General features: G+C 70.0%; 25 protein-coding genes and 2 pseudogenes. 20 read left to right on the top strand and 7 right to left on the bottom strand.

Going from position 1 to position 26,259, the window contains the following annotated elements:
- Positions 1-457: 457 nt before the first annotated feature.
- Positions 458-892: pseudogene (locus EHO50_RS39640) on the top strand (protein kinase family protein); the annotation flags it as partial.
- Positions 893-1,005: 113 nt separating this feature from the next.
- Here EHO50_RS39640 and EHO50_RS39635 read toward each other — a convergent pair.
- The 6 genes from EHO50_RS39635 to EHO50_RS39610 all read right to left on the bottom strand — a co-directional run bounded on the left by EHO50_RS39635 (position 1,006) and on the right by EHO50_RS39610 (position 7,168).
- The gene (locus EHO50_RS39635) at positions 1,006-1,995 is read right to left on the bottom strand and encodes a zinc-dependent alcohol dehydrogenase family protein (protein ID WP_128436698.1); all 990 of its coding nucleotides are present in this window, start codon (positions 1,993-1,995) and stop codon (positions 1,006-1,008) included.
- On the bottom strand, positions 1,992-2,840 hold the full coding sequence (locus tag EHO50_RS39630; RefSeq protein ID WP_128436697.1) for a carbohydrate ABC transporter permease: 849 nt from the start codon (positions 2,838-2,840) through the stop codon (positions 1,992-1,994). Before EHO50_RS39630 ends, EHO50_RS39635 begins: the two co-directional genes overlap by 4 nt.
- Positions 2,837-3,775 (bottom strand): carbohydrate ABC transporter permease, encoded by a 939-nt coding sequence (locus EHO50_RS39625; protein ID WP_128436696.1) that lies wholly within the window; start codon positions 3,773-3,775, stop codon positions 2,837-2,839. The genes EHO50_RS39630 and EHO50_RS39625 overlap by 4 nt, the downstream gene beginning before the upstream one ends.
- Complete coding sequence (locus EHO50_RS39620) at positions 3,772-5,142, bottom strand: ABC transporter substrate-binding protein (protein ID WP_128436695.1); 1,371 nt, start codon at positions 5,140-5,142, stop codon at positions 3,772-3,774. Before EHO50_RS39620 ends, EHO50_RS39625 begins: the two co-directional genes overlap by 4 nt.
- Positions 5,143-5,276: 134 nt before the next feature.
- Positions 5,277-6,056: a DeoR/GlpR family DNA-binding transcription regulator gene (locus tag EHO50_RS39615; RefSeq protein ID WP_128436694.1), complete on the bottom strand. Its 780-nt coding sequence runs from the start codon at positions 6,054-6,056 to the stop codon at positions 5,277-5,279.
- 302 nt (positions 6,057-6,358) lie between these two features.
- Positions 6,359-7,168 (bottom strand): NAD-dependent epimerase/dehydratase family protein, encoded by an 810-nt coding sequence (locus EHO50_RS39610; protein ID WP_128436693.1) that lies wholly within the window; start codon positions 7,166-7,168, stop codon positions 6,359-6,361.
- Positions 7,169-7,332: 164 nt separating this feature from the next.
- On the opposite strand from EHO50_RS39610, the gene EHO50_RS39605 reads away from it, so the two are divergent.
- Entirely contained in the window at positions 7,333-8,286 is a 954-nt protein-coding gene (locus tag EHO50_RS39605; RefSeq protein ID WP_128436692.1) for a 5-dehydro-4-deoxyglucarate dehydratase, read from the top strand.
- Complete coding sequence (locus tag EHO50_RS39600; RefSeq protein WP_128436691.1) at positions 8,283-9,446, top strand: hypothetical protein; 1,164 nt, start codon at positions 8,283-8,285, stop codon at positions 9,444-9,446. The genes EHO50_RS39605 and EHO50_RS39600 overlap by 4 nt, the downstream gene beginning before the upstream one ends.
- On the opposite strand, the gene EHO50_RS39595 is transcribed toward EHO50_RS39600, so the two are convergent.
- Positions 9,383-10,627, bottom strand: a complete 1,245-nt coding sequence (locus EHO50_RS39595) for an MFS transporter (protein WP_128436690.1) — start codon at positions 10,625-10,627, stop codon at positions 9,383-9,385. The genes EHO50_RS39600 and EHO50_RS39595 overlap by 64 nt on opposite strands.
- A gap of 215 nt (positions 10,628-10,842) precedes the next feature.
- On the opposite strand from EHO50_RS39595, the gene EHO50_RS44340 reads away from it, so the two are divergent.
- The 17 genes and pseudogenes from EHO50_RS44340 (at position 10,843) to EHO50_RS39515 (ending at position 26,241) form a co-directional block, all read left to right on the top strand.
- Positions 10,843-11,001: a hypothetical protein gene (locus EHO50_RS44340; protein ID WP_164905077.1), complete on the top strand. Its 159-nt coding sequence runs from the start codon at positions 10,843-10,845 to the stop codon at positions 10,999-11,001.
- Between the two features lie 76 nt (positions 11,002-11,077).
- Positions 11,078-11,503 (top strand): VOC family protein, encoded by a 426-nt coding sequence (locus tag EHO50_RS39590; RefSeq protein WP_128436689.1) that lies wholly within the window; start codon positions 11,078-11,080, stop codon positions 11,501-11,503.
- An 89-nt stretch (positions 11,504-11,592) separates the two neighbouring features.
- Positions 11,593-11,775, top strand: a complete 183-nt coding sequence (locus EHO50_RS44735) for a DUF6010 family protein (protein WP_220096492.1) — start codon at positions 11,593-11,595, stop codon at positions 11,773-11,775.
- A 349-nt stretch (positions 11,776-12,124) separates the two neighbouring features.
- Positions 12,125-12,712: a TIGR03086 family metal-binding protein gene (locus EHO50_RS39580; protein WP_128436687.1), complete on the top strand. Its 588-nt coding sequence runs from the start codon at positions 12,125-12,127 to the stop codon at positions 12,710-12,712.
- Between the two features lie 184 nt (positions 12,713-12,896).
- Positions 12,897-14,375, top strand: a complete 1,479-nt coding sequence (locus tag EHO50_RS39575; protein ID WP_128436686.1) for an aldehyde dehydrogenase — start codon at positions 12,897-12,899, stop codon at positions 14,373-14,375.
- A 39-nt stretch (positions 14,376-14,414) separates the two neighbouring features.
- Positions 14,415-14,843 carry a VOC family protein gene (locus EHO50_RS39570; RefSeq protein ID WP_128436685.1) on the top strand — a complete coding sequence of 143 codons (429 nt, stop codon included), beginning with the start codon at positions 14,415-14,417 and terminating at the stop codon, positions 14,841-14,843.
- Positions 14,844-14,855: 12 nt separating this feature from the next.
- Positions 14,856-15,624: pseudogene (locus EHO50_RS39565) on the top strand (MBL fold metallo-hydrolase).
- A gap of 205 nt (positions 15,625-15,829) precedes the next feature.
- Positions 15,830-16,498, top strand: a complete 669-nt coding sequence (locus EHO50_RS39560; RefSeq protein ID WP_128436684.1) for a GntR family transcriptional regulator — start codon at positions 15,830-15,832, stop codon at positions 16,496-16,498.
- On the top strand, positions 16,495-17,403 hold the full coding sequence (locus EHO50_RS39555; RefSeq protein ID WP_128436683.1) for a dihydrodipicolinate synthase family protein: 909 nt from the start codon (positions 16,495-16,497) through the stop codon (positions 17,401-17,403). The genes EHO50_RS39560 and EHO50_RS39555 overlap by 4 nt, the downstream gene beginning before the upstream one ends.
- A complete protein-coding gene (gene araD / locus EHO50_RS39550) occupies positions 17,400-19,148 on the top strand; it encodes an L-arabinonate dehydratase (RefSeq protein ID WP_128436682.1) in 1,749 nt (582 codons plus the stop codon). Before EHO50_RS39555 ends, araD begins: the two co-directional genes overlap by 4 nt.
- A 181-nt stretch (positions 19,149-19,329) precedes the next feature.
- Entirely contained in the window at positions 19,330-20,265 is a 936-nt protein-coding gene (locus EHO50_RS39545) for a carbohydrate ABC transporter permease (RefSeq protein ID WP_128436681.1), read from the top strand.
- Complete coding sequence (locus EHO50_RS39540; RefSeq protein WP_128436680.1) at positions 20,262-21,158, top strand: carbohydrate ABC transporter permease; 897 nt, start codon at positions 20,262-20,264, stop codon at positions 21,156-21,158. Before EHO50_RS39545 ends, EHO50_RS39540 begins: the two co-directional genes overlap by 4 nt.
- Before the next feature lie 92 nt (positions 21,159-21,250).
- Positions 21,251-21,448, top strand: coding sequence for a hypothetical protein (locus EHO50_RS39535; RefSeq protein ID WP_128436679.1), 198 nt, complete (start codon positions 21,251-21,253; stop codon positions 21,446-21,448).
- Positions 21,445-22,737 (top strand): pectate lyase family protein, encoded by a 1,293-nt coding sequence (locus EHO50_RS39530; protein ID WP_128436678.1) that lies wholly within the window; start codon positions 21,445-21,447, stop codon positions 22,735-22,737. The genes EHO50_RS39535 and EHO50_RS39530 overlap by 4 nt, the downstream gene beginning before the upstream one ends.
- The gene (locus tag EHO50_RS39525) at positions 22,734-23,891 is read left to right on the top strand and encodes a Gfo/Idh/MocA family protein (RefSeq protein ID WP_128436677.1); all 1,158 of its coding nucleotides are present in this window, start codon (positions 22,734-22,736) and stop codon (positions 23,889-23,891) included. The genes EHO50_RS39530 and EHO50_RS39525 overlap by 4 nt, the downstream gene beginning before the upstream one ends.
- Positions 23,891-24,736 carry a DUF6807 domain-containing protein gene (locus EHO50_RS39520; protein ID WP_128436676.1) on the top strand — a complete coding sequence of 282 codons (846 nt, stop codon included), beginning with the start codon at positions 23,891-23,893 and terminating at the stop codon, positions 24,734-24,736. The genes EHO50_RS39525 and EHO50_RS39520 overlap by 1 nt, the downstream gene beginning before the upstream one ends.
- Entirely contained in the window at positions 24,733-26,241 is a 1,509-nt protein-coding gene (locus EHO50_RS39515) for a glycoside hydrolase family 43 protein (RefSeq protein ID WP_128436675.1), read from the top strand. The genes EHO50_RS39520 and EHO50_RS39515 overlap by 4 nt, the downstream gene beginning before the upstream one ends.
- Positions 26,242-26,259 lie beyond the last annotated feature (18 nt).

Raw genomic sequence — 26,259 nt, 5'->3', positions numbered from 1 at the left:
CCCCCCCCGCCGCCCGAGCCCAAGGCCGTACCGGGGCGCAACACCGCCTGGCGGAAGTGGCCCAGTGCTCGTGAGCCTTCACTGAAGCCCTGCTCGTCTCTGCACCACAAGCGCACCAGATCGAGCGGGGAACAGCGGGGAACCACGGTGAAAGCAGCCCGGTCCGACGGAGCCAAGATCCGATCGTTCGCGCAGGTCAAAGCCCGAACCGTCCTCACATGCTCGCAGCTTCCCAAGTTGAGGGCGCCGCAGTGCAGTTACACGCTGTGCTGTACAGCAGCCTCGCGCGCACCCGACCATGGCCGAGGGCAGCTCCAGAGTCCGGGGAGGGGAAAGCGTGGCGGACAAGGAAGCGGCAATCCGCGCTGTGGCGCGCCGCGCTGACCATGTGTACTGGGTACGAGAGTGGCCCGACAAGCCGACCTGGCGGGACCGACTTCGCCGATGGATGGACCCCTCCCAGGGTTGGGCACACGGCGATGTGCAGCCAGCCCACTTCATCGTCGGTCCGGAGCGGACGTACCTCATCGACCTCGCCCTTGCCCGAGGCGGACGCGTGCCCGAGGGGTACGACTTCCCGTTCCGCGGCTGCCTCGTCCACTACGAGGCGCCGGAGATCTCCCGCAGCGTGCTCGACACGGGAGAGGCCGAGCCGACGCAGGAAGCCGATGTCTATGCTCTCGGCGCTTCCTTGCTGATCTCAGCCACGGGCTGGCGGGCGGTCGAGTATCCGGACGATGCTCAGCTTCCTGTGCAGCGGGAGGCCGTGGCGAACGGTCGGCGGCGGCCGGTGAAGGCGCCTGGCGAGCTGGGCAAGTTGATCGACGCGATGCTCAGCCATACTCCCGAGGATCGGCCCACCATCTACGAGGTGGGCGCGGCCCTGAGCTGATCCCGGAGCCCCGGTTCAACCAGCGTCTCCAGCGTGGTTGAACCGGGGGAGGCCTTGAAGAGGTGGACCCCTTCAAGGATGGGGCGGGTAGGGGCGGCGGGGGCGAAGAAGGCCTACGGGACCACCACGATCTTCCTGCCGACCCCCGACGCGAACTGCCCCAGTGCCTCCGGGTACCGCTCCAGCGGGATCCGGTCGCTGATGAAGATCTCGGGGTCGAGGACACCGCCCGCGAACAGTTCCGCCGCTCGTTCGAAGCTGTGCAGGACCGCCATCGAACCGGTGATGGTGATCTCCTGGTTGTAGATGCGGTACGGGTCGATCGTCACGCGCGTCGCGTAGTCCGCCACCCCGAACTGCAGGAACGTGCCCGCCTTGGCCACCCGGTCCAGACCGTCCTGGATCGCCGCCGCGTTGCCCGTGGCGTCGACGACCAGGTCCCAGCCCTGGGGGCGGTCCAGCTCGTCCGGGTTCGCCGCGGAGGCCGAGACGCCCAGCCTGCGCGCCGTCTCCAGACGGGCCGGATTCACGTCGACCACGTCGACGCTCGCCGCGCCCGTCCGCTTGGCGAGCTCCAGCATCATCAGGCCCATCGTTCCCGAGCCGTAGATCAGGACGTGGGCGCCGAGGCGGGAGCGGAGGACGTCGTAGCCGCGTACCGCGCAGGACAACGGCTCGACCAGTGCCGCGTCCTGGGTGCGGACGTGTTCGGGGAGCCGTACGCAGTTGGCCACCGGGGCCACCGCGTACTGCGCCGCGCCGCCCGCTGTCGTCACGCCGATCGCCGCCCAGCGTTCGCAGAGGTTGTTGTGGCCGGTACGGCAGTACCGGCACTCGTAGCAGTACAACGAGGGGTCGACCGCCACCCGGTCGCCGACCGCGAGCTCCGTGACCTGGGTGCCGACCCCGACCACCTCGCCCGCGAACTCGTGCCCGGGCACGATCGGCAGCTTCGGGGCGAACTCGCCCTGGAGGATGTGCAGGTCCGTGCCGCACAGGCCGCAGGCCGCGACCTCGACCACGACCTCGCGCGGGCCGGGCGTCGGGTCGGGGACCTCGGCGACGATTGCCTTGCCCACGGACTCGATGACGGCGGCCTTCATTTCACGGCTCCCAACGACAGGCCCTGGACCAGCTTGTCCTGGGCGGCGAACCCCGCGGCGAGCACCGGCAGGGAGATGACGAGCGACGCGGCGCACACCTTCGCCAGGAACAGGCCCTGGCTGGTGATGAAGCCGGTCAGGAAGACGGGGGCGGTCTCCGCCACCACGCCGGTCAGTACGCGGGCGAAGAGCAGTTCGTTCCAGCTGAAGATGAAGCAGATCAGGGCTGTCGCGGCGATGCCGGGCAACGCGATGGGGGCCACCACGCGCGTGAGGATCGTCGGCAGCTTCGCGCCGTCCACCCTTGCCGCCTCGATGATCGCCACCGGGATCTCGGCCAGGAAGGACTGCATCATCCACACCGCGATCGGCAGATTCATGGAGGTGTAGAGGATGACCAGCAGCCAGATGTTGTCGAGCATGTCCGTGTTCTTCGCGAACAGGTAGAGCGGCAACAGGCCCGCCACGGCCGGCAGCATCTTCGTGGACAGGAAGAAGAACAGGACGTCAGTCCACTTCTTCACCGGGCGGATCGACAGGGCGTACGCCGCCGGGAGGGCGAGGACCAGGACGAAGAGTGTCGACGCCACCGACGCCACCGTCGAGTTGATCAGCGCCGGCCAGGGGCTGGCCCCGCCGCCCGCCCCGAAGAACTCGCGGTAGCCGTCCAGCGTCAGTGACGCGGCGAAGGACGGCGGATTGGTCGCCGCGTCCTCCTCGGAGTGGAAGGACGTCAAAGCCATCCACGCGATCGGCAGGAAGAAGACGATCCCGAGCAGCCAGGCCACCAGGCCCAGGCCAACTCCCTTGCGGCGGCTGCGAAGTCGTACGGCCACTGCACTCATGCGCGCGACACCTCCTCGCGGAACAGGGACGACACCACGCGCAGCGCGAAGGTCGCGATGATGATCGAGCCGATGACCACCAGGACGCCCGCGGCCGAGGCGAGGCCGTTCTCATGGGCCTGGTAGAAGCTCTGGTAGACGGTGTAGGGGAGGTTGGCGGTGCCCAGGCCGCCGGATGTGATCGTGAAGACCGCGTCGAAGTTCTGGACGATGTAGATCGAGCCCAGCAGGGCGCCGAGTTCGAGGTAGCGGCGCAGGTGCGGGAGCGTCAGGTGGCGGAAGATCTGCCAGTCGCTCGCGCCGTCGACCCTCGCCGCCTCGATCTGCTCGTTGTCGCGGCTCTGCAGGCCGGCCAGCAGGATCAGCATCATGAACGGCGTCCACTGCCAGACGAGGGAGGCCTCGACCGCGAGCAGCGGGGTGTTGGAGATCCAGTCGGGCTGTGGGCCGCCCACATAGTGCAACAACCCATTGAACAGGCCGTATTCGGGGTTGTAGAGCACATGTTTCCAGAGGAGGGCCGCTGCTACCGGCACCACCAGGAACGGGGCGATCAGCAGGGTGCGGACCACTGAGCGGCCCTTGAACTTCCGGTCCAGGAGCAGTGCCAGGACCAGGCCCAGGACCAGGCTGGCCAGCACCACCGCGACCGTCAGCAGCACGGTCGTCCACACCGAGTGCCGCAGATCGGCGTCGGTGAGGACTTCCCGGTAGTTGTCGATGCCGGTGAAGTGGCGGGCGTCGGGGTAGAGGGCGTTCCAGTCGAAGAACGAGATCACCAGCGTGGCCACGAAGGGCAGCTGGGTCACCACGATCATGAAGACCAGGGCGGGCAGCAAGGGGGCCCGGGTCGCCCAGGCGCGCAGCCGGGCGGAGGGTTGACGCGTCGTATGCATGGGTGTCGTGGCCACGGGGGCCGTAGTCGTCGCTGTCATCGCCCCTCGTACTCCTCGGAGATCTTCTCGGCGAGCTGCTGGGACTTCTTGAGGGCCGAGTCGACGGACTGGCGTCCGGCGATGGCCGCGCTGATCTCCTGGGAGACCTTGGTGCCGAGGTCGGTGAACTCGGGGATGCCGACGAACTGGATGCCGGGCGCGGGGCGCGGCTGTACGCCGGGGTCGTTCGGGCGGGCGCCCTCGATGGCCTCCTTGGTCATCTCCTGGAAGGCGGCCGCCTCCTTGCGGTACGCCGGGTCGGCGTAGGTGGAGGCGCGCTTGCCGGCCGGGACGTTGGACCAGCCGATCTCGTCGCCGACCAGCTGCTCGTACTGCTTGCTGGACGCCCAGGAGACGAACTTCCAGGCGTTGTCGGGGTTGCGGGACGCCTGTTGGATGCCCCAGGCCCAGGTGTAGAGCCAGCCGGAGGACTCCGTCTTCTCGACGGGCGCCGGTGCGTAGCCGACCTTGCCCTTGACGGGGGAGTTGGCCGACTCCAGGGAACCGGCCGCGGAGGTGGCGTCGTACCACATGGCGACCTTGCCCTGCGTCATGTTGTTCAGGCACTCGGCGAAGCCGGACTGGGCCGCTCCCGACTCACCGTGCTCACGGACCAGGTCGACATAGAACTTCGTCGCCTTCTCCCACTCGGGGGAGTCGAGCTGTGCCTTCCAGTTCTTGTCGAACCAGGTGCCGCCGAAGGTGTTCACGACGGTGGTGAGCGGGGCCATCACCTCGCCCCAGCCCGGCAGGCCGCGCAGACAGATGCCCTTCATGCCGGGCTGCGCGCCGTCCGCCTTCGCGGCGAGGTCGGCCACCTGCTGCCAGGTGGGGTGCGCGGGCATGGTGAGCCCCTTCTCCTCGAACACGTCCTTGCGGTACATCAGGAAGGACGACTCGCCGTAGAAGGGCTGGCCGTAGAGCTTGCCGTCGTCGCCGGTGAGGGACTGGCGCATCGGCTTGAGGACGTCCTGCTCGTCGTACCCCGGGTCCTTGGCGACGTACGAGTTCATCTCCTGCAGCCAGCCGTTGCGGGCGTAGATCGGTATCTCGTAGTTGGAGAGGGTGGCCACGTCGTACTGGCCGGCCTGGTTGGCGAAGTCCTGGCTGATCTTGTCGCGGACGTCGTTCTCGGGCAGGACGGTGAAGTTGACCTTGATGCCGGTCTCTTCGGTGAAGTGGGGTGCGAGCTTTTGCAGCTCTGTCATCTGGGGGTTGTTGACCATCAGGACATTGATGGCGTTGCCCCCGGAGCCTGCTCCGCCCGCTCCGACCCAGCAGCCGGAGAGCAGCGGGGCGAGCAGCGTCCCTGCGGCGGCCATGGCGAGCGTGGCTCGCGGTGGCCGCCGTCGGCTCTGGGTTCGCATGGATCGCTCCTGGACGTGAAGGGGGGATGTGAGGGGGGAGGGGGAGGTAAAAGGCGGAGGTAAATGGGGACGTGTGGGGAGATAAGGGGTGTCGGTAGGCGTGAACGTGCCCTATAGGGGAGTGCGTTGGATTTTCAGACGCGGATGACCTGTGGTCCCAGCAGTGAGTAGCGGTGGGCCTCGGCCGTCGGAAGCAGCGTGCTCGTGACGATCGCCTCCAGCGCGCCGACATCGGCGAACCGGCAGAAGCTGACCGCTCCGAACTTGTTGTGCGCGCCCGCGAAGACGGTGCGGCGCGAGGCCCGGATGGCCTGCGCCTTGACCTCGCTCACCGCGGGGTCGGGGGTGGTCAGACCGTGTTCGCGGGAGATGCCGTTGGCCCCGATGTACGCCAGGTCGATGACGAAACCGGCCAGCATCTTCGTGGTCCAGTGGTCGACGGTCGCAAGGGTGCCGGAGCGCACCCGGCCGCCGAGCAGCAGCACCGAGACGTTCTCGGCCTCGGCCAGCGCGCCGGCCACCGGCAGGGACGCGGTGACCACGGTCAGCGGCCGGTCCCGGGGCAGCGCCTCGGCGATGAGCTGCGGGGTGAAGCCCTCGTCGACGAAGACCGTCTCGGCGTCCCCGAGCAGCTCGGCCGCGGCGGCCGCGATCCGGCGCTTCTCGGGGACATGGCTGGTGGCGCGGAAGGCGAGCGTCGTCTCGAAGGCGGCGCTCTCCACGGGGTAGGCGCCGCCATGGGTGCGGCGGAGCAGCCCGTGGTCCTCCAGCACGCGCAGATCCCGCCGTACGGTCTCCTTGGCCACGCCCAGCTCGGTGGCGAGCGCGGAGACGTCGACCGCGCCGGTGGCCCGGGCGACCCGCACGATCTCACGTTGGCGCTCTTCGGCGGTTTTCGCAGTGTTCGCCGTCATCGCCGACACCTGCCTTACGTCCTTGCTTGCCCGAGTCCTTGCCTGCCCGTTCGGGCCCGGTGAGGGCCGTGCAGCAAGTTCTACCGGGGGTACGCGGGGCTGACCAGGCCTGTTGCGGGCTCGATACTGCCCGTTTATGACCGTTCGACTCGGCGTGTGCCCGCTGCGGACCTGCGCGGTAGCCGGGGTCCGGCGTGGGTTCGGGCAGGAGGCGTGCCCGAATGCGGCGGCGGGCAGGCCCGTTCGGTGCCCGCCCGCCGCCGCGAACGATCGTTTTCCGCCGAGCGACGGAGTCGGTGACGTCAGTACGGCCAGATGGGCGGGTCGCTGACGAAGTGGCCGCCCAGGTAGGCGTGCGCGATGTTGTCCGGTTCGAGGTCGCCCTGCTCGGCGATGAGCTTCTCGGCGTATGGCTCGGAGTCGTCCTGCGGCTCGTAGCCGAGGGCGCGGGCGGTGGTGAGGTCCCACCACAGGCGCGTGTTCGCGGAGGAGCCGTAGACGACGGTGTGCTCGACGTTCTCGGCGGTCAGGGCCGCGTGGAAGAGGCGGGCGCCGTCGGCCGGGCTCATCCACAGCGAGAGCATGCGGACGCTGGTCGGCTCGGGGAAGCAGGAGCCGATGCGGACGGACACCGTCTCCAGGCCGTGCTTGTCCCAGTAGAACTGGGCGAGGTCCTCGCCGAAGGACTTGGACAGGCCGTAGAACGTGTCCGGGCGGTGCGCGGCGTCGATCGGGATGAGGGGGTCGTCGCCCTGGGGGCGGGGCGTGAAGCCGACGGCGTGGTTGGAGGAGGCGAAGACGATGCGCTCCACGCCTTCCTCGCGGGCAGCCTCGTACAGGTGGTAGGTGCCCTCGATGTTCGCCCTGAGGATCTTCTCGAACGGGGCTTCCAGGGAGATGCCCGCGAGATGGATGATCGCGTCGACGCCCCGCACGGCCTCGCGCACCGCGTCCTTGTCGGCGAGGTCGGCGACGATCGCGTCCGGCTCGCCCTCGACGGGGCGCAGATCGAGCAGCCGCAGCTCGTAGCCGTACGCCGGGAGCAGGTCCCGCATCAGGGTGCCGAGGCCGCCGGCGGCGCCGGTGAGCAGAACGGTGCGGGGGGCTGGCATCCTCGGTTCTCCTTCAATCAGCGGCCGCATGCGTGCACGGTATTCACATTCATGGACTAGTTAAGGATCATCACCCCTCGTCGTCAAGGGTGGTGCAGCCTGTGTTCATAACCGTAAACTCTGATCAGAATCCTGCACTTACCGTCTCGTTCTAGGGAGAGCCCGTGACGCCTGCCCCCCTCGCCGCTCGCCTCGGCATCCCCAGCGGGCCCCTGTTCTTCCCGGTCACGGCGTACGGGCCCGAGGGCTCGGTCGACCTCGACACGTACCGCACCCATGTGCGCCGAGGCGTCGAGGCCGGGGCCGCCGCCGTGTTCGCATGCTGCGGCACCGGGGAGTTCCACGCGCTCACGCCCGAGGAGTTCGAGGCGTGCGTGCGGGCGGCCGTCGAGGCGGCGGCGGGACGCGTGCCGGTCGTCGCGGGCGCCGGGTACGGCACCGCCCTCGCCGTGCGGTACGCGAGGCTCGCCGAGGCGGCCGGTGCCGACGGGCTGCTCGCCATGCCGCCGTATCTCGTCGTCGCCGGGCAGGAGGGGCTGCTGCGGCACTACAAGGAGATCGCCGCGGCGACCGCGCTCCCCGTCATCGTCTACCAGCGCGACAACGCCGTGTTCACCCCGGAAACCGTCGTCGAACTGGCCCGCACGGACGGCGTCATCGGGCTCAAGGACGGCCTCGGCGACCTGGACCTCATGCAGCGCATCGTCAGCGCCGTACGCACCGAGGCCCCCGGTGACTTCCTCTACTTCAACGGCCTGCCGACCGCCGAACAGACCCAGCTCGCCTACCGCGCCATCGGCGTCCCGCTCTACTCCTCCGCCGTGTTCTGCTTCGCCCCCGAGATCGCCCTCGCCTTCTACCGGGCGCTGGAGGCGGGCGACGACACCACGGTGAACCGCCTCCTGGACGGCTTCTACCGCCCGTTCGTCGAACTGCGCGCCCAGGGCCGCGGATACGCCGTCGCCCTCGTCAAGGCCGGCGTACGGCTGCGCGGGCCGGCCGTAGGGGAGGTCCGGCCTCCGCTGCACGAGCCGAGCGAGGATCATGTCAAGCAGCTCGCCGAGGTGATCGAGCGCGGATACGCGCTGCTGGAGAAGGAGCCGGAGGACACCAAGTGAAGGCGTCGACATTCGTCTACCCCTGGGACGTCAACGGAGACCCGGAGGCACCCGGGAGAATCGCCGCCCTCGGCGTACGGCAGGTGACGCTCGCCGCCGCCTACCACTCCACCCGCGCTCTCACCCCCCGCCACCCGCGCCACCGCATCGTCACCGCCGAGCACGCATCCGTGCTGTATCCGACCGACGACCGGTGGCAGGGCCGGGAGCTGCGCCCCTACCCGGCCGGGGACTGGGCGCCCGGCGACGCCTACGGAGAGGCGGCCGCCGCGCTCGCGGACGCCGGTCTGGAGGTGCACACCTGGGTGGTCCTGGCGCACAACTCCCGCCTGGGCGCCGAGCACCCCGACACCTCGGTCGTCAACGCCTACGGCGACCGCTACCCCTGGGCCCCCTGCATCGCACAGCCCGCCACGCGCGCGTACCTCGTCGATCTCGCCGCCGAGGCCGCCGTACGGCCCGGTGCGCACGGCACCGAACTGGAGTCCCTCGGCTGGTACGGGCTGCAGCACCTGCACGCGCACGACAAGACCGGCGGGGTCCCGCTCGGCGACGCCGGCATGTACCTGATGGCGCTCTGCTTCTGCCCGACCTGCAAGGAGGGCTACGGCGACCAGGGCCTGGACGCCGACGAGCTGGCCGCCGCCGTACGTGCCGCCCTGGAACCGCTGTGGCAGGGCACCGTCGCCGACGAGGGCTGGGCCGGGGTCGAGAAGCTGCTCGGCGAGTCGAACGCGGCGGCCACGCGCGCGTGGCGCGACGAAACCGCCCGTACGCTCCAGGAGACGGCGGTCCGGGCGGTCCGCGCGGCCGCCCCCGACGGCTTCCAGATCCTGCTGCACGCCGACCCCGTGACGTACCACGTCGGCGCCAACCCGGGCGTCGACCCCGAGCACGTCCTCTCCGTCGCGGACGGTGTGGTCGTGCCCTGCGCGGGCGGCCCCGGCCTGCTGACGCCCTTCGCCGAGCAGGGCCGCGAGGGCACGGTCGTCGCCGCCAACTTCGGTGTGGTCTCCGGGATGGGCGGCAGCCCGGGCACGCTGGCGTCGGACGCGGCACGCGCGCGTGAGCTGGGGGCCACGGAAATCCGGCTCTATCACGCGGGGTTGGCGTCGGACGGCGACTTGGTGGCGGTACGGGAGGCGCTCGCCGCGCTCTGAAGCAGCGGCATCGCGGTCACCAGCCAGGCCAGGCCCAGGACGGCCAACAGCAGCCGCACGTCGAGCAGTTCGACCAGCGCCGCCCCCACCGCCAGCCCGATGACATTCGGCGCGAAGACGAGTGTGTTGGCCGTGGCGGCGGTACGGCCGAGCAGCGCGTCCGGTGTCTCGCGCTGTACGGCGGTGAGCGCGGCGATCAGCACGCACGGCAGCCCCGCGCCGATCGCCGCGCTGCAGACCAGGGCCACCGGGTCGGACGGGATTGCCCGCAGGCTCGTGGCGGCGGCCGTCAGGGCGATGCCGTACGCGGCGAAACGGCGTTCGCCGAGGCGGCGCAGCGCGGGGCCGGAGAGCAGCCCGATCGCCACCGAGCCAGCGCCCTGGACGGCGTACAGCACACCGGCGTACGCGGGGTCGTGCCCGAGGCCGTCGATCACGGCGTAGGTCATCGCGCCGTTGAGACCGGCGAAGAGCATGGTGGTGCCGCCGGCCAGGACGAGAGGCCGCAGCCGGGGGTGCGTCCAGAGGTGGCGGGCCCCCTCGGCGGTCCGTGCCCGCCAACTGCCGGCCGGCGGCTCGGGCGTGCTCTCGCGGACACGGAGGCAGGCGTACAGGCCGGTCGCGACCACGAACGTCACGGCGTCGAGCAGGGCGACGCTCGCGCCGCCGTACGCCGCGTAGAGGCCGGCGCCGGCCAGCGGGGCGAGAAGCTTCATGCCCTCGGTGGCCGTCATGCGCAGCCCGTTGAAGTCGCCGAGCAGGGACGCGGGGACCGCGCCGGCGACGAGGGCGGACTCGGCGGCGTCGTGCACCACGCCTGCGGCGCCGTAGACGAACAGGACCGCGAAGAGGAGCCAGAGGCGGGCCGGGGAGTCGACGGTGAAGAGGGTGAGCAGCAGGGCGGCCAGGAGGAGGTTCGCGCCGATCAGCAGCGGTTTGCGGCGCGTGCGGTCGGCGAGCGTGCCGAGGAGGGGGCCGGCCAGGGTGGGCGCCCACATGGCGAGCATGCACAGCGCGGCCAGACCGTCGGATCCGGTGAGGTCCTTGACCCATACGCCGGATGCCAGCCACAACGCCGAGGTGCCGAAGCCGGAGACCACGATTCCGGAGAGGTAGAGGGCGGAGTTGCGGTCGCGCAGGATGCGGGGGAGTGTCCAGGTGGTGGTGCGGGTCGTCGTCATGGCACGCCATCGTGGGTCTAAGGCGGGGGCGTAGGGATCGGGAAAGTGCCTTAGACGGCGCGTTCTTCGTGCGCGCAGGGTGAACAGTGCGCCAATTCCCTGTGTGCGACCGTAATTTGATCGTGACTCCGGGGTGGGGCGCAAGGTAATGTTCAGGCAAAGAGGCGCTCGCGGCAGTCAAGGGAGCCGCGACCGGACAGAGCTCGAAGGAGGCAATGGTGTTCGATCTCCGGACCGAGGCAGAAATGAGGCTGTTCTCGGAAAAGACGGCCCGGGAACTCGCTCTGAAGAAGCAGCGGGATGAGGATGTCGAGTCCGAAGAGTTCACGACCACGCAGACGTCGGCCGCCATTGCGCCGGAGCCGGTCGGCTGACGTTCGGCTCGAAGTACTGTGACGGTCCGTCGGATTCTGCGGCGGGCCGTTTTTCGTTGTCCGGAAAGGGGAATCGATGAGGACCCTGCACTTCGGCCTTCGCGTGGCCGACCTCGAACGATCGCTCGCGTTCTACACGGCCGTCGGCTATGAAGTGATCGGGAGCGTCCCCGAAACCCCGTTCGGAAGCCTGACCATGCTCAAGCTCCCCGGCGACGAGTTCGTCAGCATCGAACTCGTCCACGATCCCGCGGGGGGATACAAGGCCGAGGCCGGTAACAGCAGCGTCCTCAACCATTTCGTCATCAAGGTGGAGTCGATGGCGGCCACGATCGACGAACTCGCCGCGCAGGGCATCGATGCCGAGGAACCCGTATCCCCGGACGGTTCGAACGACTTCCTGACGGCATGGCTCACCGATCCGGACGGCAACCGGATCGAGCTGGTCCAGTGGCCGGCGGGGCATCCCGACGGCATCTCGGGCGCGGACTGGACGGGCTGACCGGACGGACTGACTGGACGGACTGAGCCGGGGCCGAGGTGGGGCACGTGCTCCGGGGCGCGGCGGGAATCCGTTGGAAGCTGCCGGTGATGCTTATGGGGCGGCTGAGGGCCCGGTGCACCTCCTCGCTGGGCTGCGCGATTTGCGACCTGGTGATCGCGCTGTGGTGCTTCGCGGGCGGGAAGATGCCGGGGGAGCTGTTGGGGTGGGGGAGCCGGCTGGGGTGGAGTGCCGGGGCCGGTGCGGGGCGTATGACGGGCTTGCTCGGTTGAGGGAAGGCCGCCGGAGCCGCAGCCGGAGCGCGCGGAGCCGGGGGCTGGGTCCGGCGCGCCTGGGCCACCTCGGCCCCCCGGGGCCGCAACCGCACAGGGGTGCGAGGAGACGGTTCGGCTCCCATGACGCCGCTCGACGGCGATGCCGTGGCGGAGACCCGGGGGCCGAGACGATGACCGGCCGGTCCGGGCTCGACTGCCCGTCCCGTTCCGCTGCGGCGCGCCCGCCCTCCCGTCCTCGACCGTCCACTCCGCCGATGAGTTCCGCGAGCGCCGCCGATTAGTGCCGATTAGTTTCGTGACCCCCGCCGGTCTACCTCTCGGGAACCCATCTGTGAGGAGCCACCCCATGACCGACACGACCCTCGATCTCGGACCGCAGGCCCGCGTCATCGCCCGCCTCGCGGAGGGCGTCACCGACGACCAGCTCTCGGCGCCTACGCCCTGCCCGGAGATGGCGGTGCGCAACCTGCTGGGCCACCTGCTCGGTCTGGCCGTCGCCTTTCGTGATGCCGGCCGCAAGGACCTGGGCGTCACGACCGACACCAGCCCCGAAGCCGCCGTACCGGACATCGGACCGGGCTGGCGCGAGGAGCTGCCCAAGGTGCTCGACGAACTGGCCGAGGCATGGCGCGCTCCGGACGCGCGGGTCGGCATGACTCGTGCGGGCGGCGTGGACCTGCCCGGTGCGGTGGCGGCGGCAGTGGCCACGGACGAGCTGGTGATCCACGGCTGGGACCTGGCCGTGGCCACGGGCCGGCCGTACGCACCGGACCCGGCCGCCCTCCAGGCGTCGTACGACTTCCTCCGCGCCGCCGCCGACGACCCCGACCGCGGCGGCATCTTCGGCCCGGTCGTGCCGGTGCCGGACGAGGCGTCTTTGCTGGACCGCGCGGTGGGGCTGAGCGGGCGGGATCCGGGGTGGCAGCGGCCGTAACCCTCCTCGGCGACTCCGGTGAGGGCCTGCCCCGCCCGGATCAGTCGTACGGTTGAAAGAGGGATAGGCACGCCGGTTGCAGACCGAGAGAAAGCCACCCGTACCGACACCCGTACCGACCGAAACGAAAGGCGGGTCACGGGCGGTGACGCACGTGTCCCGACAGTAAGCCGGGAGGCCAGCGATGCCTTCGGACACGATCATCCAAGCCACGGACTTCGTACGGGACCGGCTCTTCATAGGCGGTGACATGGTCGAGCCGGAGGGCGATGACCTGCTCGAGGTCATCTCCCCGGCCACCGAGGAGCCGATCGGTTCGGCTCCCTCCTCGACGCCCGCCGACGTGGACCGAGCCGTCCGCGCGGCTCGTGCAGCCTTCGACGACGGACCGTGGCCGCGCATGTCGCCTCAGGAGCGGGCCGACGCGCTGGATCCCTTCACCGCCTATCTCCGCGCGCGCGTCCCCCTGATCGCCCAGCTCATCACCGAGGAGATGGGCTCGCCCATCAGCTTCTCCAATCGCCTCCAGGCACCGGTTCCGGTGATGCTCCTCGACTACTTCCGAGGGCTGGCCGCGACCTTCCCGTTCGAGGAGGACCGAGCCGGCCTCACCGGACCGGCGCGGATCCTGAGGGAACCGATGGGGGTCGTCGGGCAGATCGTGCCGTGGAACGTTCCGCTCATCCTCACCATGGCGAACCTCGCCCCGGCCCTGGTCGCCGGCTGCACCGTGGTGCTCAAGCCCGCGCCCGAGACGCCGCTCGACGCATATCTGCTCGCCGAGGCCGCGATGGAAGCCCAGTTGCCTCCGGGCGTGCTCAACATCGTGCCTGCCGACAGGCCGAGCAGCGAGGCGCTCGTCCGCCATCCGCTGGTGGACAAGATCAGTTTCACCGGTAGCTCCGCCACCGGGCGACGGGTCGCCGCCCTGTGCGGCGAGCAGTTCAAGCGCGTCACCCTCGAATGCGGTGGGAAGTCGCCCGCCATCATCCTCGAGGACGCCGACATCGACAGCGTCGTACCGGCCCTCATGCCATTTGCGATCATGATGTCCGGACAGCAGTGCCTGGCGCAGACACGGATCCTCGCCCATCGCAGCCGCTACCGGCAGACCGTCGATGCGATCTCCCAAGCAGCGGCCGAGCTGACGGTCGGTGATCCGCACGATCCCGCCACCGAGGTCGGCCCGCTGGTGGCGGAACGCCAGCGGCGCCGGGTCGAGGACTACATCGCCGACGGGCGGCGGGAAGGTGCGACGACCACCGTGGGCGGCGGCCGGCCCGCGGGGCAGCCGAAGGGCTGGTACGTCGAGTCGACGGTCTTCGCCGACGTCGACAGCTCCATGCGCATCGCCCAGAACGAGATCTTCGGCCCCGTACTGGTCGTGATCCCGTTCGACGACGACAACGACGCCGTCCGTATTGCCAACGACTCGAAGTACGGCTTGTCGGGAAGCGTATGGACCCCTGACGAGGACCGCGCCATGCGGATCGCTCGCCGAGTCCGCACCGGAAGCCTGACCCTCAACGGGTTCCGGATCGAGTTCGCCGCGCCCTTCGGCGGCTACAAGGAATCCGGGGTCGGTCGTGAGTTCGGCCCCGAGGGACTCAGCTCGTTCCTCGAGTACAAGACGATCAACCTCCCCAACGGAGCAGCCCACTGACTGCACATCAGTCGACAGCCCCCCTGCTAGTGTGCGCCGGTGTCAACGATCAAGCAGTTCCAAGTCACCTTCGACTGCGCAGAACCTGAGCGCGTTGCTCGTTTCTGGTGCGAGGTGTTGGGGTACGTCGTACCGCCGCCACCGGAGGGGTTCGCCACCTGGGAGGATTTCAACCGCTCCCAGGATCCCGAGGATCAGGGTTCATGGTTCGCCTGCAGTGATCCCTCAGGTGTTGGCCCGCGCCTCTACTTTCAGCGCGTCCCCGAAGGCAAGGTCGCCAAGAATCGGGTGCATCTTGACGTGAGGGTCGGCACCGGGCTCGTGGGGGAAGAGCGCCTGGCCGCGCTCGAAGCCGAATGCGCACGACTGATCCCGCTCGGCGCGGTACGCGTGCGACTCCTGTATGACGGCAACGATTCATGCATCGTGATGCAGGACATCGAGGGCAACGAGTTCTGTCTCGACTGAGCGCCCACTCGCATGCCCCTCACCCTCACCGTCCTCGGCACCGCATCCCCGCACCCCGGCCCCGGCTATCTGGTGCGCGGGGGAGGGGCCGAGGTGTGGGTGGACGCCGGGACCGGGACCTTCGCGGAATTGCAGCGGCATACCGATCCGGCACGGCTCAGCGCGATCTGGATCTCGCACCTGCACGCCGATCACAACGCCGATCTGCTCGCCGCCTTCTACGGGCTGGCCTATGGCGGGCTCACTCCGGACGCGCCCATTCCGGTGTACGCGCCGGGCGACTGCGCGCTGGGGGTACCTCCCACGCGTTAAGCAGTGGGGGAGTCTCGCCGCCTTCCTCGGGCGGCCCGACGCCGGGTTCCTGAGCGGCATCCTCGACTTCCGGACCCTGTACGACGGCCACACCGTCCAGCACGGTGACCTGCTGCTCACCTCGCGTGCCGTCGTGCACGACGTCGAGGCGTACGGGGTGCGGATCGAGAGCGGTGGGCGGGTGCTCGCGTACTCCGGGGACAGCGGGCCCTGCCCCGCCCTCACCGAACTCGCCCGCGACGCCGACCTGTTCCTCTGCGAGGCCGACATCGACGCGCATCGCGATGGCGAACAGGTGCACCTGACGCCCGAGGACGCCGGAACCGTCGCCCGCCGGGCGGGTGTACGGGAGCTCGTCGTCACGCATGTCGGGCCCACGCTCACGCCGGAGGCGGCGACGGTGCGCGCTGCCGAGGCCTTCGGTGGGCCCACCGCCACCGCACGCGAAGGTCACGTGCTGCGCGTCTGACGGGCAACCAGCAACCAGCAGTCGGCAACCCCGCCCAGCACCCGGCAACCCCAACTTCCTTTGTAAGAAGCATTGACGAAACATGCGCCCCCTCTTACCTTCATCGCGTCGTACTTCGTACGTCATATATGAGACGCGATACGTGAGATCCCATACCTGAGATCCCATACGCGAGAGTCATCTCGCGAAGATCCGAGAGGCGCGCATGACCTCTGTGCCCACGCCGATCCCCTCCCGCACGCAGTACGTGCTGGAGGAGATCAAACGACGCATCCTCACCGGGCAGTTGACGCCCGGTCAGGCCCTGGTCGAGACCGAGCTCGCCGCGCAGTTCGGGGTGTCCAAGACGCCGGTGCGCGAGGCACTCAAGACGCTGGCCGGGACCGGGCTGGTCGTGATGAGCCAGTACAAGGGCGTCACGGTGCGCATGGTGGACGCGGACATGGCGCGCGAGGTCTACGACGTGCGGCTGCTGCTGGAGCCCGAGGCACTGAAGCGGGCCGTGAAGCGCGGGGCCTCTCTCGATGCCGCGCGTGCTGCCCTGACCCGCGCCGACGCCGCCGCCGACACCGCCGAACGGTCGCTCGCCAACCGGGAGTTCCACCGCGCCCTCTATCTGCCGTGCGGCAACCCGCTGCTCGGCCGGATGCTCGACGAGGTCCGCGACCAGGCGGCCCTCGTCTCCGCCGTCGCCTGGGCCGCCTCCCCGTCCTGGGAGCGGGAGGCCGGCGAGCACCGGGAGATCCTGCGGCTCGCGCTCGAAGGGGACGCGGACGGCGCCGCGCGCGCCCTGCACGCCCACATCGCGTCGTTCGTCGAGCGGGCCTTCCCTGACACGGAGATCGAGGCCCAGGGAGAGGACGGTCCGGCATGACCACGACGTTCGAGACCCAGCGGACGGCCCTGGCCGACGTGGTGGCGATCCCGGTGACCCCGTTCGCCGAGGACGGCCGCGTCGACCAGGACGTCCACCGGGCCCTGCTGCGTCGTCTGCTCGACGGGGGCGTCACCACCCTCACCCCCAACGGCAACACCGGCGAGTTCTACGCCCTCAGCCCCGAAGAGCGCCGCCTCGTCACCGAGTTGACCGTCGACGAGGCCGCAGACCGCGCCGTCATCCTCGTCGGCGTCGGCCACGACGTGCCCACCGCCATCGCCTCCGCCCGGCACGCCCGCGAGCTCGGCGCCCAGATGGTGATGGTCCATCAGCCCGTCCACCCGTACGTCTCCCAGAACGGCTGGGTCGACTACCACCGCGCCATCGCCGCCGCCGTGCCCGAGCTCGGCGTCGTCCCGTACATCCGCAACGCCCAGCTCAGCGGCGCCCGCCTCGCCGAACTCGCCGACGACTGCCCGAACGTCATCGGCGTGAAGTACGCCGTACCGGACGCCGCCAAGTTCGCCGCCTTCGCGCGGGATGCCGGGCTCGATCGCTTCGTGTGGGTCGCGGGGCTCGCCGAGCCCTACGCCCCCTCGTACTTCTCCGCGGGCGCCACCGGCTTCACCTCCGGACTGGTGAACGTCGCCCCGTCCGTCTCGCTGAACATGATCGAAGCGCTTCGATCCGGGGACTACCCGGGTGCGATGAAGGTCTGGGAGCAGATCCGCCGCTTCGAGGAGCTGCGCGCCGCGAACGGCTCCGCCAACAACGTCACCGTCGTCAAGGAGGCCCTCGCCTCCCTCGGCCTGTGCCGCCGCGACGTCCGCCCGCCGAGCCGGCATCTGCCCGAGGACGAGCGCGCCGAGGTCGCCGCGATAGCCGCCGGGTGGTCGATATGACCGACAAGATCGACGGGCCTGCGAGGAAGCGCCCCGAGGAACTCAGAAGCCATCAGTGGTACGGCACCGAGGGGCAGTTGCGCACCTGGTCCCACAACGCCCGTATGCGGCAGCTCGGTTACGAGGCGGAGGAGTACCGGGGCCGCCCGGTGATCGCCGTCCTCAACACGTGGTCCGACATCAACCCCTGCCACGTTCATCTGCGTGAGCGTGCCGAGGCGGTCAAGCGGGGGGTGTGGCAGGCCGGGGGCTTCCCGCTCGAGTTCCCGGTCGCCACGGTCTCGGAGACGTACCAGAAGCCGACCCCGATGCTCTATCGCAACCTGCTCGCGATGGAGACGGAGGAGCTGCTGCGGTCGTATCCGATCGACGCGGCGGTGCTGCTCGGCGGCTGCGACAAGTCGACGCCGGCGCTGCTGATGGGCGCGGCCTCGGCCGACGTACCGTCGATCTTCGCGCCCGCGGGGCCGATGCTGCCGGGGCACTGGCGCGGTGAGACCCTCGGGTCCGGCACCGACATGTGGAAGTACTGGGACGAGCACCGCGCGGGCAACCTGACGGACTGTGAACTGCGGGAATTGCAGGGCGGGTTGGCGCGATCGCCCGGTCACTGCATGACCATGGGGACCGCGTCCACGATGACCGCGGCGGCGGAAGCCCTCGGCATGACCCTGCCGGGCGCCTCCTCGATCCCGGCCGTCGACTCCGGGCACGAGCGGATGGCCGCCGCCTCCGGGCGCCGCGCCGTCGAGCTCGCCTGGACCGGGCTGAAGCCGTCCGAGATCCTCACCCGCGAGGCCTTCGAGGACGCCGTCACCACGGTGCTCGGGCTCGGGGGCTCCACCAACGCGGTCATCCATCTCATCGCGATGGCGGGCCGTGCGGGCATCAGGCTCACCCTCGACGACTTCGACCGCATCGCCCGTACCGTGCCGGTGCTCGCCAACGTCCGGCCGGGCGGACAGACCTACCTCATGGAGGACTTCTACTTCGCCGGCGGCCTGCCCGCCTTCCTCTCACGGATCACCGACCTGCTGCACCTGGACCGGCCGACCGTGAACGGCACCCTGGGTGAGCAGATCGAGGGCACCGTCGTCCACAACGACGACGTCATCCGCACCCGCGAGAACCCTGTCGCCGGCGAGGGCGGGGTGGCCGTGCTGCGCGGCAACCTCTGCCCGGACGGGGCCGTCATCAAGCACATCGCCGCCGAGCAGCACCTGCTCAAGCACACCGGGCCCGCCGTCGTCTTCGACGACTACAAGACGATGCAGCGGACCATCAACGACCCGTCGCTCGGCATCACCGCCGACAGCGTGCTCGTGCTGCGCAACGCCGGGCCCAAGGGCGGCCCGGGCATGCCCGAGTACGGCATGCTGCCGATCCCCGACCACCTGCTGAAGCAGGGCGTACGGGACATGGTGCGGATCTCCGACGCCCGGATGAGCGGCACCAGTTACGGCGCGTGCGTGCTGCACATCGCGCCCGAGTCGTACGTCGGCGGACCGCTGGCCCTCGTACGCACCGGGGACACGATCACCCTGGACGTCGCGGCGCGCGTCCTCCAACTCAACGTGGACGACGATGAGTTGGAGCGCCGCCGAGCCGAGTGGAGCCCACCGCCCACCCGCTATGAGCGAGGCTACGGCGCCCTCTACAACGAACAGATCACCCAGGCCGACACCGGCTGCGACTTCGAGTTCCTGGCCCACCCGGGCAACGTCCCGGACCCATACGCAAGCTGACTCGCGCCCCGCAGGGGGCGCGGGGAACTGCGCGACCGGCCACAACGCGTCCGCAGCCGCCACACCGCCACGAGAGGCACCCCGTTTCGCGAGATCCGGGCCAACCCCTACACAGCGAGAAAGCGCTTCCTGCACCACAAAAGCAAGCCGCACGCACGACGTCTGAGAACGGAGACCAGTCATGGCCCAAGCCGCAGCCGTGGCGAAACCGCCCACGCCACCCCGGCGACGCCGTGCCTCCGCCACGCCGCGCAGGCTCCCTTATCTGCTGATCGCCCCGGCGGCCCTGCTCATGCTGGGCTTCATCGCCTACCCGGTCATCAGCGTCTTCTACTACAGCCTGCAGGAGTACAACCCCACCAAACCGTGGCGGAACGGCTTCGCGGGCCTCGACAACTTCGTCCACGCCTTCACCGACGACCCGCTGTTCTGGGACACCCTGGTCTTCAGCGCCAAGTGGGTGTTCGTCGAGGTCGGACTGCAGCTGCTGTTCGGGCTCGCGCTCGCCCTGATCGTCAACCAGACGTTCGCGGGAAGGGCGCTGGGACGCGCCCTGGTCTTCTCCCCGTGGGCCGTCTCCGGCGTGCTGACCTCGGCGATCTGGGTGCTCCTCTACAACTCCCAGACGGGCATCACCCGTTACCTCGCGGACGTCGGCATCGGCTCCTACGGCACCAGCTGGCTGTCGGACACCTCCACCGTGTTCCCGGCGGCGGTCGTCGCCGACCTGTGGCGCGGGGTGCCCTTCTTCGCGATCCTCATCCTCGCCGACCTCCAGTCCGTCTCGAAGGACCTGTACGAGGCCGCCGAGGTCGACGGGGCCAGCCGGATCAAGCAGTTCTGGCACATCACGCTGCCCCATCTGAAGGACGCCATCGTCCTGTCCACGCTGCTGCGCGCGGTGTGGGAGTTCAACAACGTCGACCTGCTCTACACACTGACCGGCGGCGGCCCCGCGGGGGAGACCATGACCCTGCCGCTGTACATCGCCAACACCAGCGTCGACGCGCACAACTTCGGTTACGCGTCCGCCCTGACCACGGTCGCGTTCGTGATCCTGCTCTTCTGCTCGATCGTCTATCTGCGGCTGAGCAAGTTCGGAGGTGAGGACAAGTGAGCGTCAAGGAAGCCACCAAGGCCGCGCCCGCCCCCATGCGTGCCGCCCCCGAACCGCCGCGTACGTCGAAGAAGAACCGATCCTGGGACGAGGTCCCGCGTTGGCAGATCTATCTGCCGCTGTCGATCTACCTGGTCTTCACCCTGATCCCCTTCTACTGGATCCTGCTCTTCTCCCTGCGCCCGGCCAGCTCGACCTCGCTCGTACCCTGGCCGATCACCTTCGACCACTTCGAGAAGGTCTGGACGGAGCGGAGCTTCGGCACCTACTTCCAGAACAGTGTCCTGGTCGGCGTCGCCACCCTGCTGATGACGACCCTCGTCGCCCTGGCCGGCGGCTACGCCCTCGCGCGCTTCAACTTCAAGATCAAGCGCGCCTTCATGCTCGCCCTGCTGTGCTCCCAGTTCGTGCCGGGCGCGCTGCTCCTGGTGCCGCTGTTCGAGACCTTCGCCGAGCTGCAGATGATCAACTCGCTGGCCAGCGTCATCATCGCGGAGACGGTCTTCCAGTTGCCGCTGTCGATGATCCTGATCAGCAACTTCATCAAGAACGTGCCGTACTCCCTGGAGGAGGCGGCCTGGGTCGACGGCTGCAACCGGATGACGGCCTTCAGGATCGTCGTCCTGCCGCTTCTGCGACCCGGTCTGATCGCCGTCGGCTCCTTCGCCTTCGTGCACTCCTGGAACCACTTCCTGTTCGCCCTGATGTTCCTCAACAACCCGGAGAAGCAGACCATCCCGGTCGGCCTCAACACCCTGATGGGCGCCGACAGCGTCGACCTGGGCGCACTGGCCGCGGGCGGCATCATCGCGGCCGTACCCGTCGTGATCGTCTTCGCCTTCATCCAGAAGTGGCTGATCACGGGCTTCAGCGCGGGGGCGGTGAAGGGATGAGACTCCGTCGGACCACCGTGACATGCGCCCTGCCGGCTGATCACCTCGTGCGACGCGAAGGTGGTGCGGGGAGGACAAGGCCCCGTCGGATCGTGGTCGCCGAGGCCCTGAGAAGAGTCCTGTGCATCCCCGCCCGCGCCGCGGCCCGCGGCAGCCTGCCCGCGGACGACCGTCGAGCCTGCACGGGGGCGGGCTCGACCGTCCGCGAGGTGCGCGCGGCCGCCCGCCGGGCCGCGGGTGCCCCGAAGCCGTCGCCCGCCGGTCACCGTGCGGGGGTGGTGTCGATATGAAGTACCGTCAGATCGCTGTTACCGGCGCGCTGTTGGGACTCCTGTGCGTCCCGGCCCACGCCGAGGCCCGGGACATCAGCCGCGACACCTTGCCCGCGCACGACGGCTGGGCCTCCGAGGGCGAAGGCACCACCGGAGGCGCCGCCGCCGACGACGCGCACGTGTACACCGTCACCGACCGCAGTGAGCTCGTCCGCGCTCTCGACGGCGGCAGCGCCACGCCGAAGATCATCAGGATCGCCGGCACCATCGACGCCAACACCGACGACGACGGCGACCACCTGGACTGCGCCGACTACGCCACCGACGGCTACAGCACCAGGAAGTACCTGGCCGCCTACGACCCGCGTACCTGGGGCTCCGCCAAGCCCAGCGGCCCGCAGGAGGAGGCTCGCCAGGCCTCGGCCGCCCAGCAGGCCGAGCGGATCGAGCTGACGGTCGGCTCCAACACCACCCTCGTCGGACTCGGCGACAGCGCGGTCCTCAAGGGCGCGAGCCTCCAGCTCAGGGGCGCGAACGACGTCATCGTCCGCAACCTCGAACTCCGCGACGCCTACGACTGCTTCCCGGTCTGGCAGCCCAACACCGGCGGCCTCGGCGACTGGAAGACGGCGTACGACAACATCTGGCTGCGCGGCGCCACCCACGTCTGGATCGACCATGTGACCCTCAGCGACAAGGGCCACCCGGACGAGAAGGAACCCACCTGCTTCGGCCGCAACTACCTGCGCCACGACGGCCTGCTGGACATCACCAACGCCTCCGACCTGGTCACCGTCTCCTGGAGCCGGTTCGCCGACCACGACAAGGCGATCCTCATCGGCAACGGCGACACGGCCACCGGGGATCGGGGCAAGCTGCGGGTCACCCTGCACCACAACGAGTTCGAGTCCGTCGTCCAGCGCGCCCCACGCGTCCGCTTCGGGCAGGTGCACCTCTACAACAACCGGTACGTCGTCCCGGCCGACGCCCACGACTACCGCTACTCCATCGGCGTGTCGACCGAGTCCGCCGTCTTCGCCGAGAACAACGCCTTCACCACCCCCGGCCACGTCGAGGCCGCAGACCTGGTCAAGAGCTGGAACGGCACCGCCCTCCACCAGTCCGGCACCCTGTTCAACGGCTATCCGGTGGATCTGCTCGCCATCCACAACGCCTACAACTCCGGCAGCGAGCGTGATCTCACGGCCGACGTCGGCTGGACACCTACCCTGCACACAAAGATCGACAGCGCTGCCACGGCCGACCGAGAGGTGGCACGCGGCGCGGGCGCAGGGAGGATCCCATGAGCACTGCCGTACCCATCGTCCTGGCGGGCGCGCGCGGCCACGGCCGCCGGCACCTGGAGAACATCCGCCGGCTTCAGGACAAGGGGATCGTACGGCTGGCGGGCATCTGCGAGCTGACCCCGCTGAGCGCGGACGAACTCCCCGAAGGCCTGGGAACGCCGGAACAGTCCGCCGACTTCGGCGCGCTCCTCGACTCCACCGGCGCGAGCGTCGCGGTGGTCTGCACGCCGATCCCGACCCACACCGACCTGGCGCTCGCGGCCGTGGGCAAGGGCGTGCACATCCTGTTGGAGAAGCCGCCCGCCCCGTCGTACGCCGAGTTCCGGCGCATGGCCGACGGGGTCGCCGAGGCCGGGGTCGTCTGCCAGATCGGCTTCCAGTCGCTGGGCTCGCACGCGGTGCCCGCGATCCGGACGCTGATGGCCGAGGGCGCGATCGGTGAGATCGTCGGGATCGGCGGGGCCGGTGCCTGGGCCCGCGCCGAGGCGTACTACCGACGGGCGCCCTGGGCGGGCAAGCGCAGGATGAACGGCGTCGACGTGATCGACGGGGTACTCACCAACCCCCTCGCGCACGCCGTCGCCACCGCCCTCGCGCTGGGCGGCACGACCCGCGCGGAGGACGTCACCGCCATCGAGACCGAACTGCTGCGCGCCAACGCCATCGAGTCCGACGACACCTCCTGCGTCCGCGTCACCACCGCGCACGGCCCCCAGGTCGTCGTCGCCGCGACCCTGTGCGCGGAGGACCCGGACGAGCCGTACGTGGTCGTGCACGGCGAACACGGCCGGATCACCTTCTGGTACAAGCAGGACCGAGTCCTGCTCCAGCGCGCGAACCACGGCCCCGAGGAGTACGAGTACGGCCGCACCGACCTGCTGGAGAACCTCGTCGAGCACCTCACCGACGGCACCGACCTGCTGGTCACACCCGAGGCGACCGGCGCCTTCATGAAGGTCGTTGAAGCGATTCGACGGGCCCCCGACCCGACCCCGCTGCCGGACGAGGCCTGGCAGCTGCTCCCCGACGAGCAGCGCCGGGTCGTGCCCGGCATCGACGGCCTCGTCGCGGCCGCCGCCGACACCCTCGCCCTCTACTCCGAGCTGGGCGCCCCCTGGGCCCTTCCGGCACGAACGAAAGAGGTGAGCACCTGATGACCCCCCACGACACCGCGGTGCTGCGCGTCGCGGGCCGACCGGTCGGCCGGTACGTCACCCGGCCCGAACTGCCGCCCCGGCTCTCCCCGCGCCCGTATCTGCACCCCGTCACCACCCTGGCCGGCACGGCGGTCACCGAACTCAGCCCGGCCGACCACATACACCACCTCGGCGTCGGTGTAGCCGTTCCCGACGTCGAGGGGCACAACTTCTGGGGCGGACGCACCTACGTCCGCGACCAGGGCCCGACCGAGCTCGACAACCACGGCGCCCAGCGGCACACCGCCTTCCAGCTGCGCGACCCCGACGGCTTCGTCGAGGAGCTGCGGTGGGTGGCGGCAGGGGCCGAGCTGCTGCGCGAGCGCCGTACGGTCGCGACCACCGAACTCACCGCGTCCGCCTGGGCGTTGGACTTCACCTACTCCCTCACCAACGTGACCGCGAACATGCTGTCGATCGGCAGCCCGGCCACCAACGGACGGCCCGGCGCGGCCTACGGCGGCTTCTTCTGGCGTGCCCGCAAGGAGCAGGAGCCCCCGCAGGTCTTCACCGTCGACCGCGAGGGCGAGGCGGCCGTCCATGGCACCCGCGCCGACTGGGTCGCCCTCGCGGGCAGCACCTGGACGCTCGTCTTCGCGGGGGCCACCGACCAGACCCGGCAGGACCCGTGGTTCGTGCGCGCCGAGGAGTATCCGGGCGTCGGGTCCTCGCTGGCCGCCGAGGAGCGGCTGGCCGTTCCGCCGGGCGAGACCGTCGTACGGCGGATCGTCACCGTCGTCGCCGACGGACGGCTTCCCCGTCTCGAAGCGGCGGCCTTGGTCCGCAAGGCGGTGAGCCAGTGACGACCGACGTGTATCGCAACCCCGTCCTGAACGCCGACTGGTCCGACCCGGACGTCGTCCGCGTCGGCGACGACTTCTACCTCACCGCCTCCAGCTTCGGCCGCGCCCCCGGCCTGCCCCTGCTGCACTCCCGCGACCTGGTCAACTGGACGCTGGTGGGCCACGCCGTCGAACGTCTCGAACCGGCCGAGGAGTTCGCGGCGCCCCGCCACGACTGCGGCGTCTGGGCCCCGTCCCTCCGCCACCACGACGACCGCTTCTGGATCTTCTGGGGCGACCCCGACCAGGGCATCTTCCAGGTCAACGCCCCCGAGATCCGCGGCCCTTGGACCCGCCCGCACCTGGTGAAGCAGGGCAAGGGCCTGATCGACCCCTGCCCCCTGTGGGACGAGGAGACCGGCGAGGCCTACCTCGTGCACGCCTGGGCCAAGTCCCGGTCGGGGGTGAAGAACCGGCTCACCGGCCACCGTATGCACCCCGACGGCACCGAACTCCTCGACGAGGGCAAGCTGATCGTCGACGGCGACCGGATCCCCGGCTGGTTCACCCTCGAAGGACCGAAGCTCTACCGGCACGACGGCTGGTTCTGGATCCTGGCGCCCGCCGGGGGAGTGGAGACCGGCTGGCAGGGCGCCTTCCGCTCGCGCGAGTTCTTCGGGCCGTACGAGGAGAAGATCGTCCTCGAACAGAAGGACACCGACGTCAACGGGCCGCACCAGGGCGGCTGGGTGCGCACCCCGTCCGGTGAGGACTGGTTCCTGCACTTCCAGCAGCGGGGCGCCTACGGCCGTGTCGTCCACCTCCAGCCGATGCGCTGGGGTGCCGACGGCTGGCCGGTGTTCGGCGACGACGGCGCCCCCGTCGCCGAACACCGCACCCCCGACCTGCCGCCGCAGCCGCCCGCCGCGCCCGCCACCGACGACGACTTCCCCGGCGGACGCTTCGGCCGCCAGTGGTCCTGGACCGCCAATCCGCAGGACGGCTGGGCCACCCAGCACTCCGGCGACGGCCTGAAGCTGGCCTGCGTCCGCTCGGCCGACGCCCACGACCTGCGCAAACTGCCGAACATCCTCACGCAGCGACTGCCCGGCACGCCGTGTGCGGTCGAGGTCGAACTACGGCTGGACGGCGAGGAACCGGGGGCACGGGCGGGACTCGCGGTGCTCGGGGACGCGTTCGGCTGGATCGGGCTCCAGCGGGGCACGGACGGAGAGGTGCACGTGGTGCACCGGTTCGCCGAGGCCGTCGCGGAGAAGGAACGGGACGCCGAACACGCGCGGCTCGCGCCTCAGGGGCGGGTACGGCTGCGCATCGAGATCGGGGCGGGGGCGCGCTGCCGGTTCTTCTACGACGTCGGGGAGGGCCTGCGCCCGTCCGGCCCCGTCTTCGCGGCCACCCCTTGGCGCTGGGTCGGCGCCCTGCTCGGCCTGTTCGCCCTCGCGCCCGCCGGTCCGGGACACGCCGGCGCGGCGAGCTTCACACAGTTCCGGATCACCTCCTTGTAACCCACCCGATGCCTGTTG

This window comes from Streptomyces cyaneus (assembly GCF_004028635.1).
Taxonomy (GTDB): domain Bacteria; phylum Actinomycetota; class Actinomycetes; order Streptomycetales; family Streptomycetaceae; genus Streptomyces; species Streptomyces cyaneus.
Note: the sequence above shows the minus strand (reverse complement) of the source record. Positions and strands in the feature narration are given on the sequence as shown.

Coding starts and splice junctions, on each gene's coding strand:
- EHO50_RS39635 (WP_128436698.1), bottom strand. CDS start 1,995: ATGAAGGCCGCCGTCATCGAGTCCGTGGGCAAGGCAATCGTCGCCGAG.
- EHO50_RS39520 (WP_128436676.1), top strand. CDS start 23,891: ATGACCCCCCACGACACCGCGGTGCTGCGCGTCGCGGGCCGACCGGTC.
- EHO50_RS39545 (WP_128436681.1), top strand. CDS start 19,330: ATGGCCCAAGCCGCAGCCGTGGCGAAACCGCCCACGCCACCCCGGCGA.
- EHO50_RS44735 (WP_220096492.1), top strand. CDS start 11,593: ATGCTTATGGGGCGGCTGAGGGCCCGGTGCACCTCCTCGCTGGGCTGC.
- EHO50_RS39530 (WP_128436678.1), top strand. CDS start 21,445: ATGAAGTACCGTCAGATCGCTGTTACCGGCGCGCTGTTGGGACTCCTG.
- EHO50_RS39525 (WP_128436677.1), top strand. CDS start 22,734: ATGAGCACTGCCGTACCCATCGTCCTGGCGGGCGCGCGCGGCCACGGC.
- EHO50_RS39625 (WP_128436696.1), bottom strand. CDS start 3,775: ATGACAGCGACGACTACGGCCCCCGTGGCCACGACACCCATGCATACG.
- EHO50_RS44340 (WP_164905077.1), top strand. CDS start 10,843: ATGGTGTTCGATCTCCGGACCGAGGCAGAAATGAGGCTGTTCTCGGAA.
- EHO50_RS39560 (WP_128436684.1), top strand. CDS start 15,830: ATGACCTCTGTGCCCACGCCGATCCCCTCCCGCACGCAGTACGTGCTG.
- EHO50_RS39610 (WP_128436693.1), bottom strand. CDS start 7,168: ATGCCAGCCCCCCGCACCGTTCTGCTCACCGGCGCCGCCGGCGGCCTC.
- EHO50_RS39575 (WP_128436686.1), top strand. CDS start 12,897: ATGCCTTCGGACACGATCATCCAAGCCACGGACTTCGTACGGGACCGG.
- EHO50_RS39590 (WP_128436689.1), top strand. CDS start 11,078: ATGAGGACCCTGCACTTCGGCCTTCGCGTGGCCGACCTCGAACGATCG.
- araD (WP_128436682.1), top strand. CDS start 17,400: ATGACCGACAAGATCGACGGGCCTGCGAGGAAGCGCCCCGAGGAACTC.
- EHO50_RS39580 (WP_128436687.1), top strand. CDS start 12,125: ATGACCGACACGACCCTCGATCTCGGACCGCAGGCCCGCGTCATCGCC.
- EHO50_RS39620 (WP_128436695.1), bottom strand. CDS start 5,142: ATGCGAACCCAGAGCCGACGGCGGCCACCGCGAGCCACGCTCGCCATG.
- EHO50_RS39595 (WP_128436690.1), bottom strand. CDS start 10,627: ATGACGACGACCCGCACCACCACCTGGACACTCCCCCGCATCCTGCGC.
- EHO50_RS39615 (WP_128436694.1), bottom strand. CDS start 6,056: ATGACGGCGAACACTGCGAAAACCGCCGAAGAGCGCCAACGTGAGATC.
- EHO50_RS39555 (WP_128436683.1), top strand. CDS start 16,495: ATGACCACGACGTTCGAGACCCAGCGGACGGCCCTGGCCGACGTGGTG.
- EHO50_RS39630 (WP_128436697.1), bottom strand. CDS start 2,840: ATGAGTGCAGTGGCCGTACGACTTCGCAGCCGCCGCAAGGGAGTTGGC.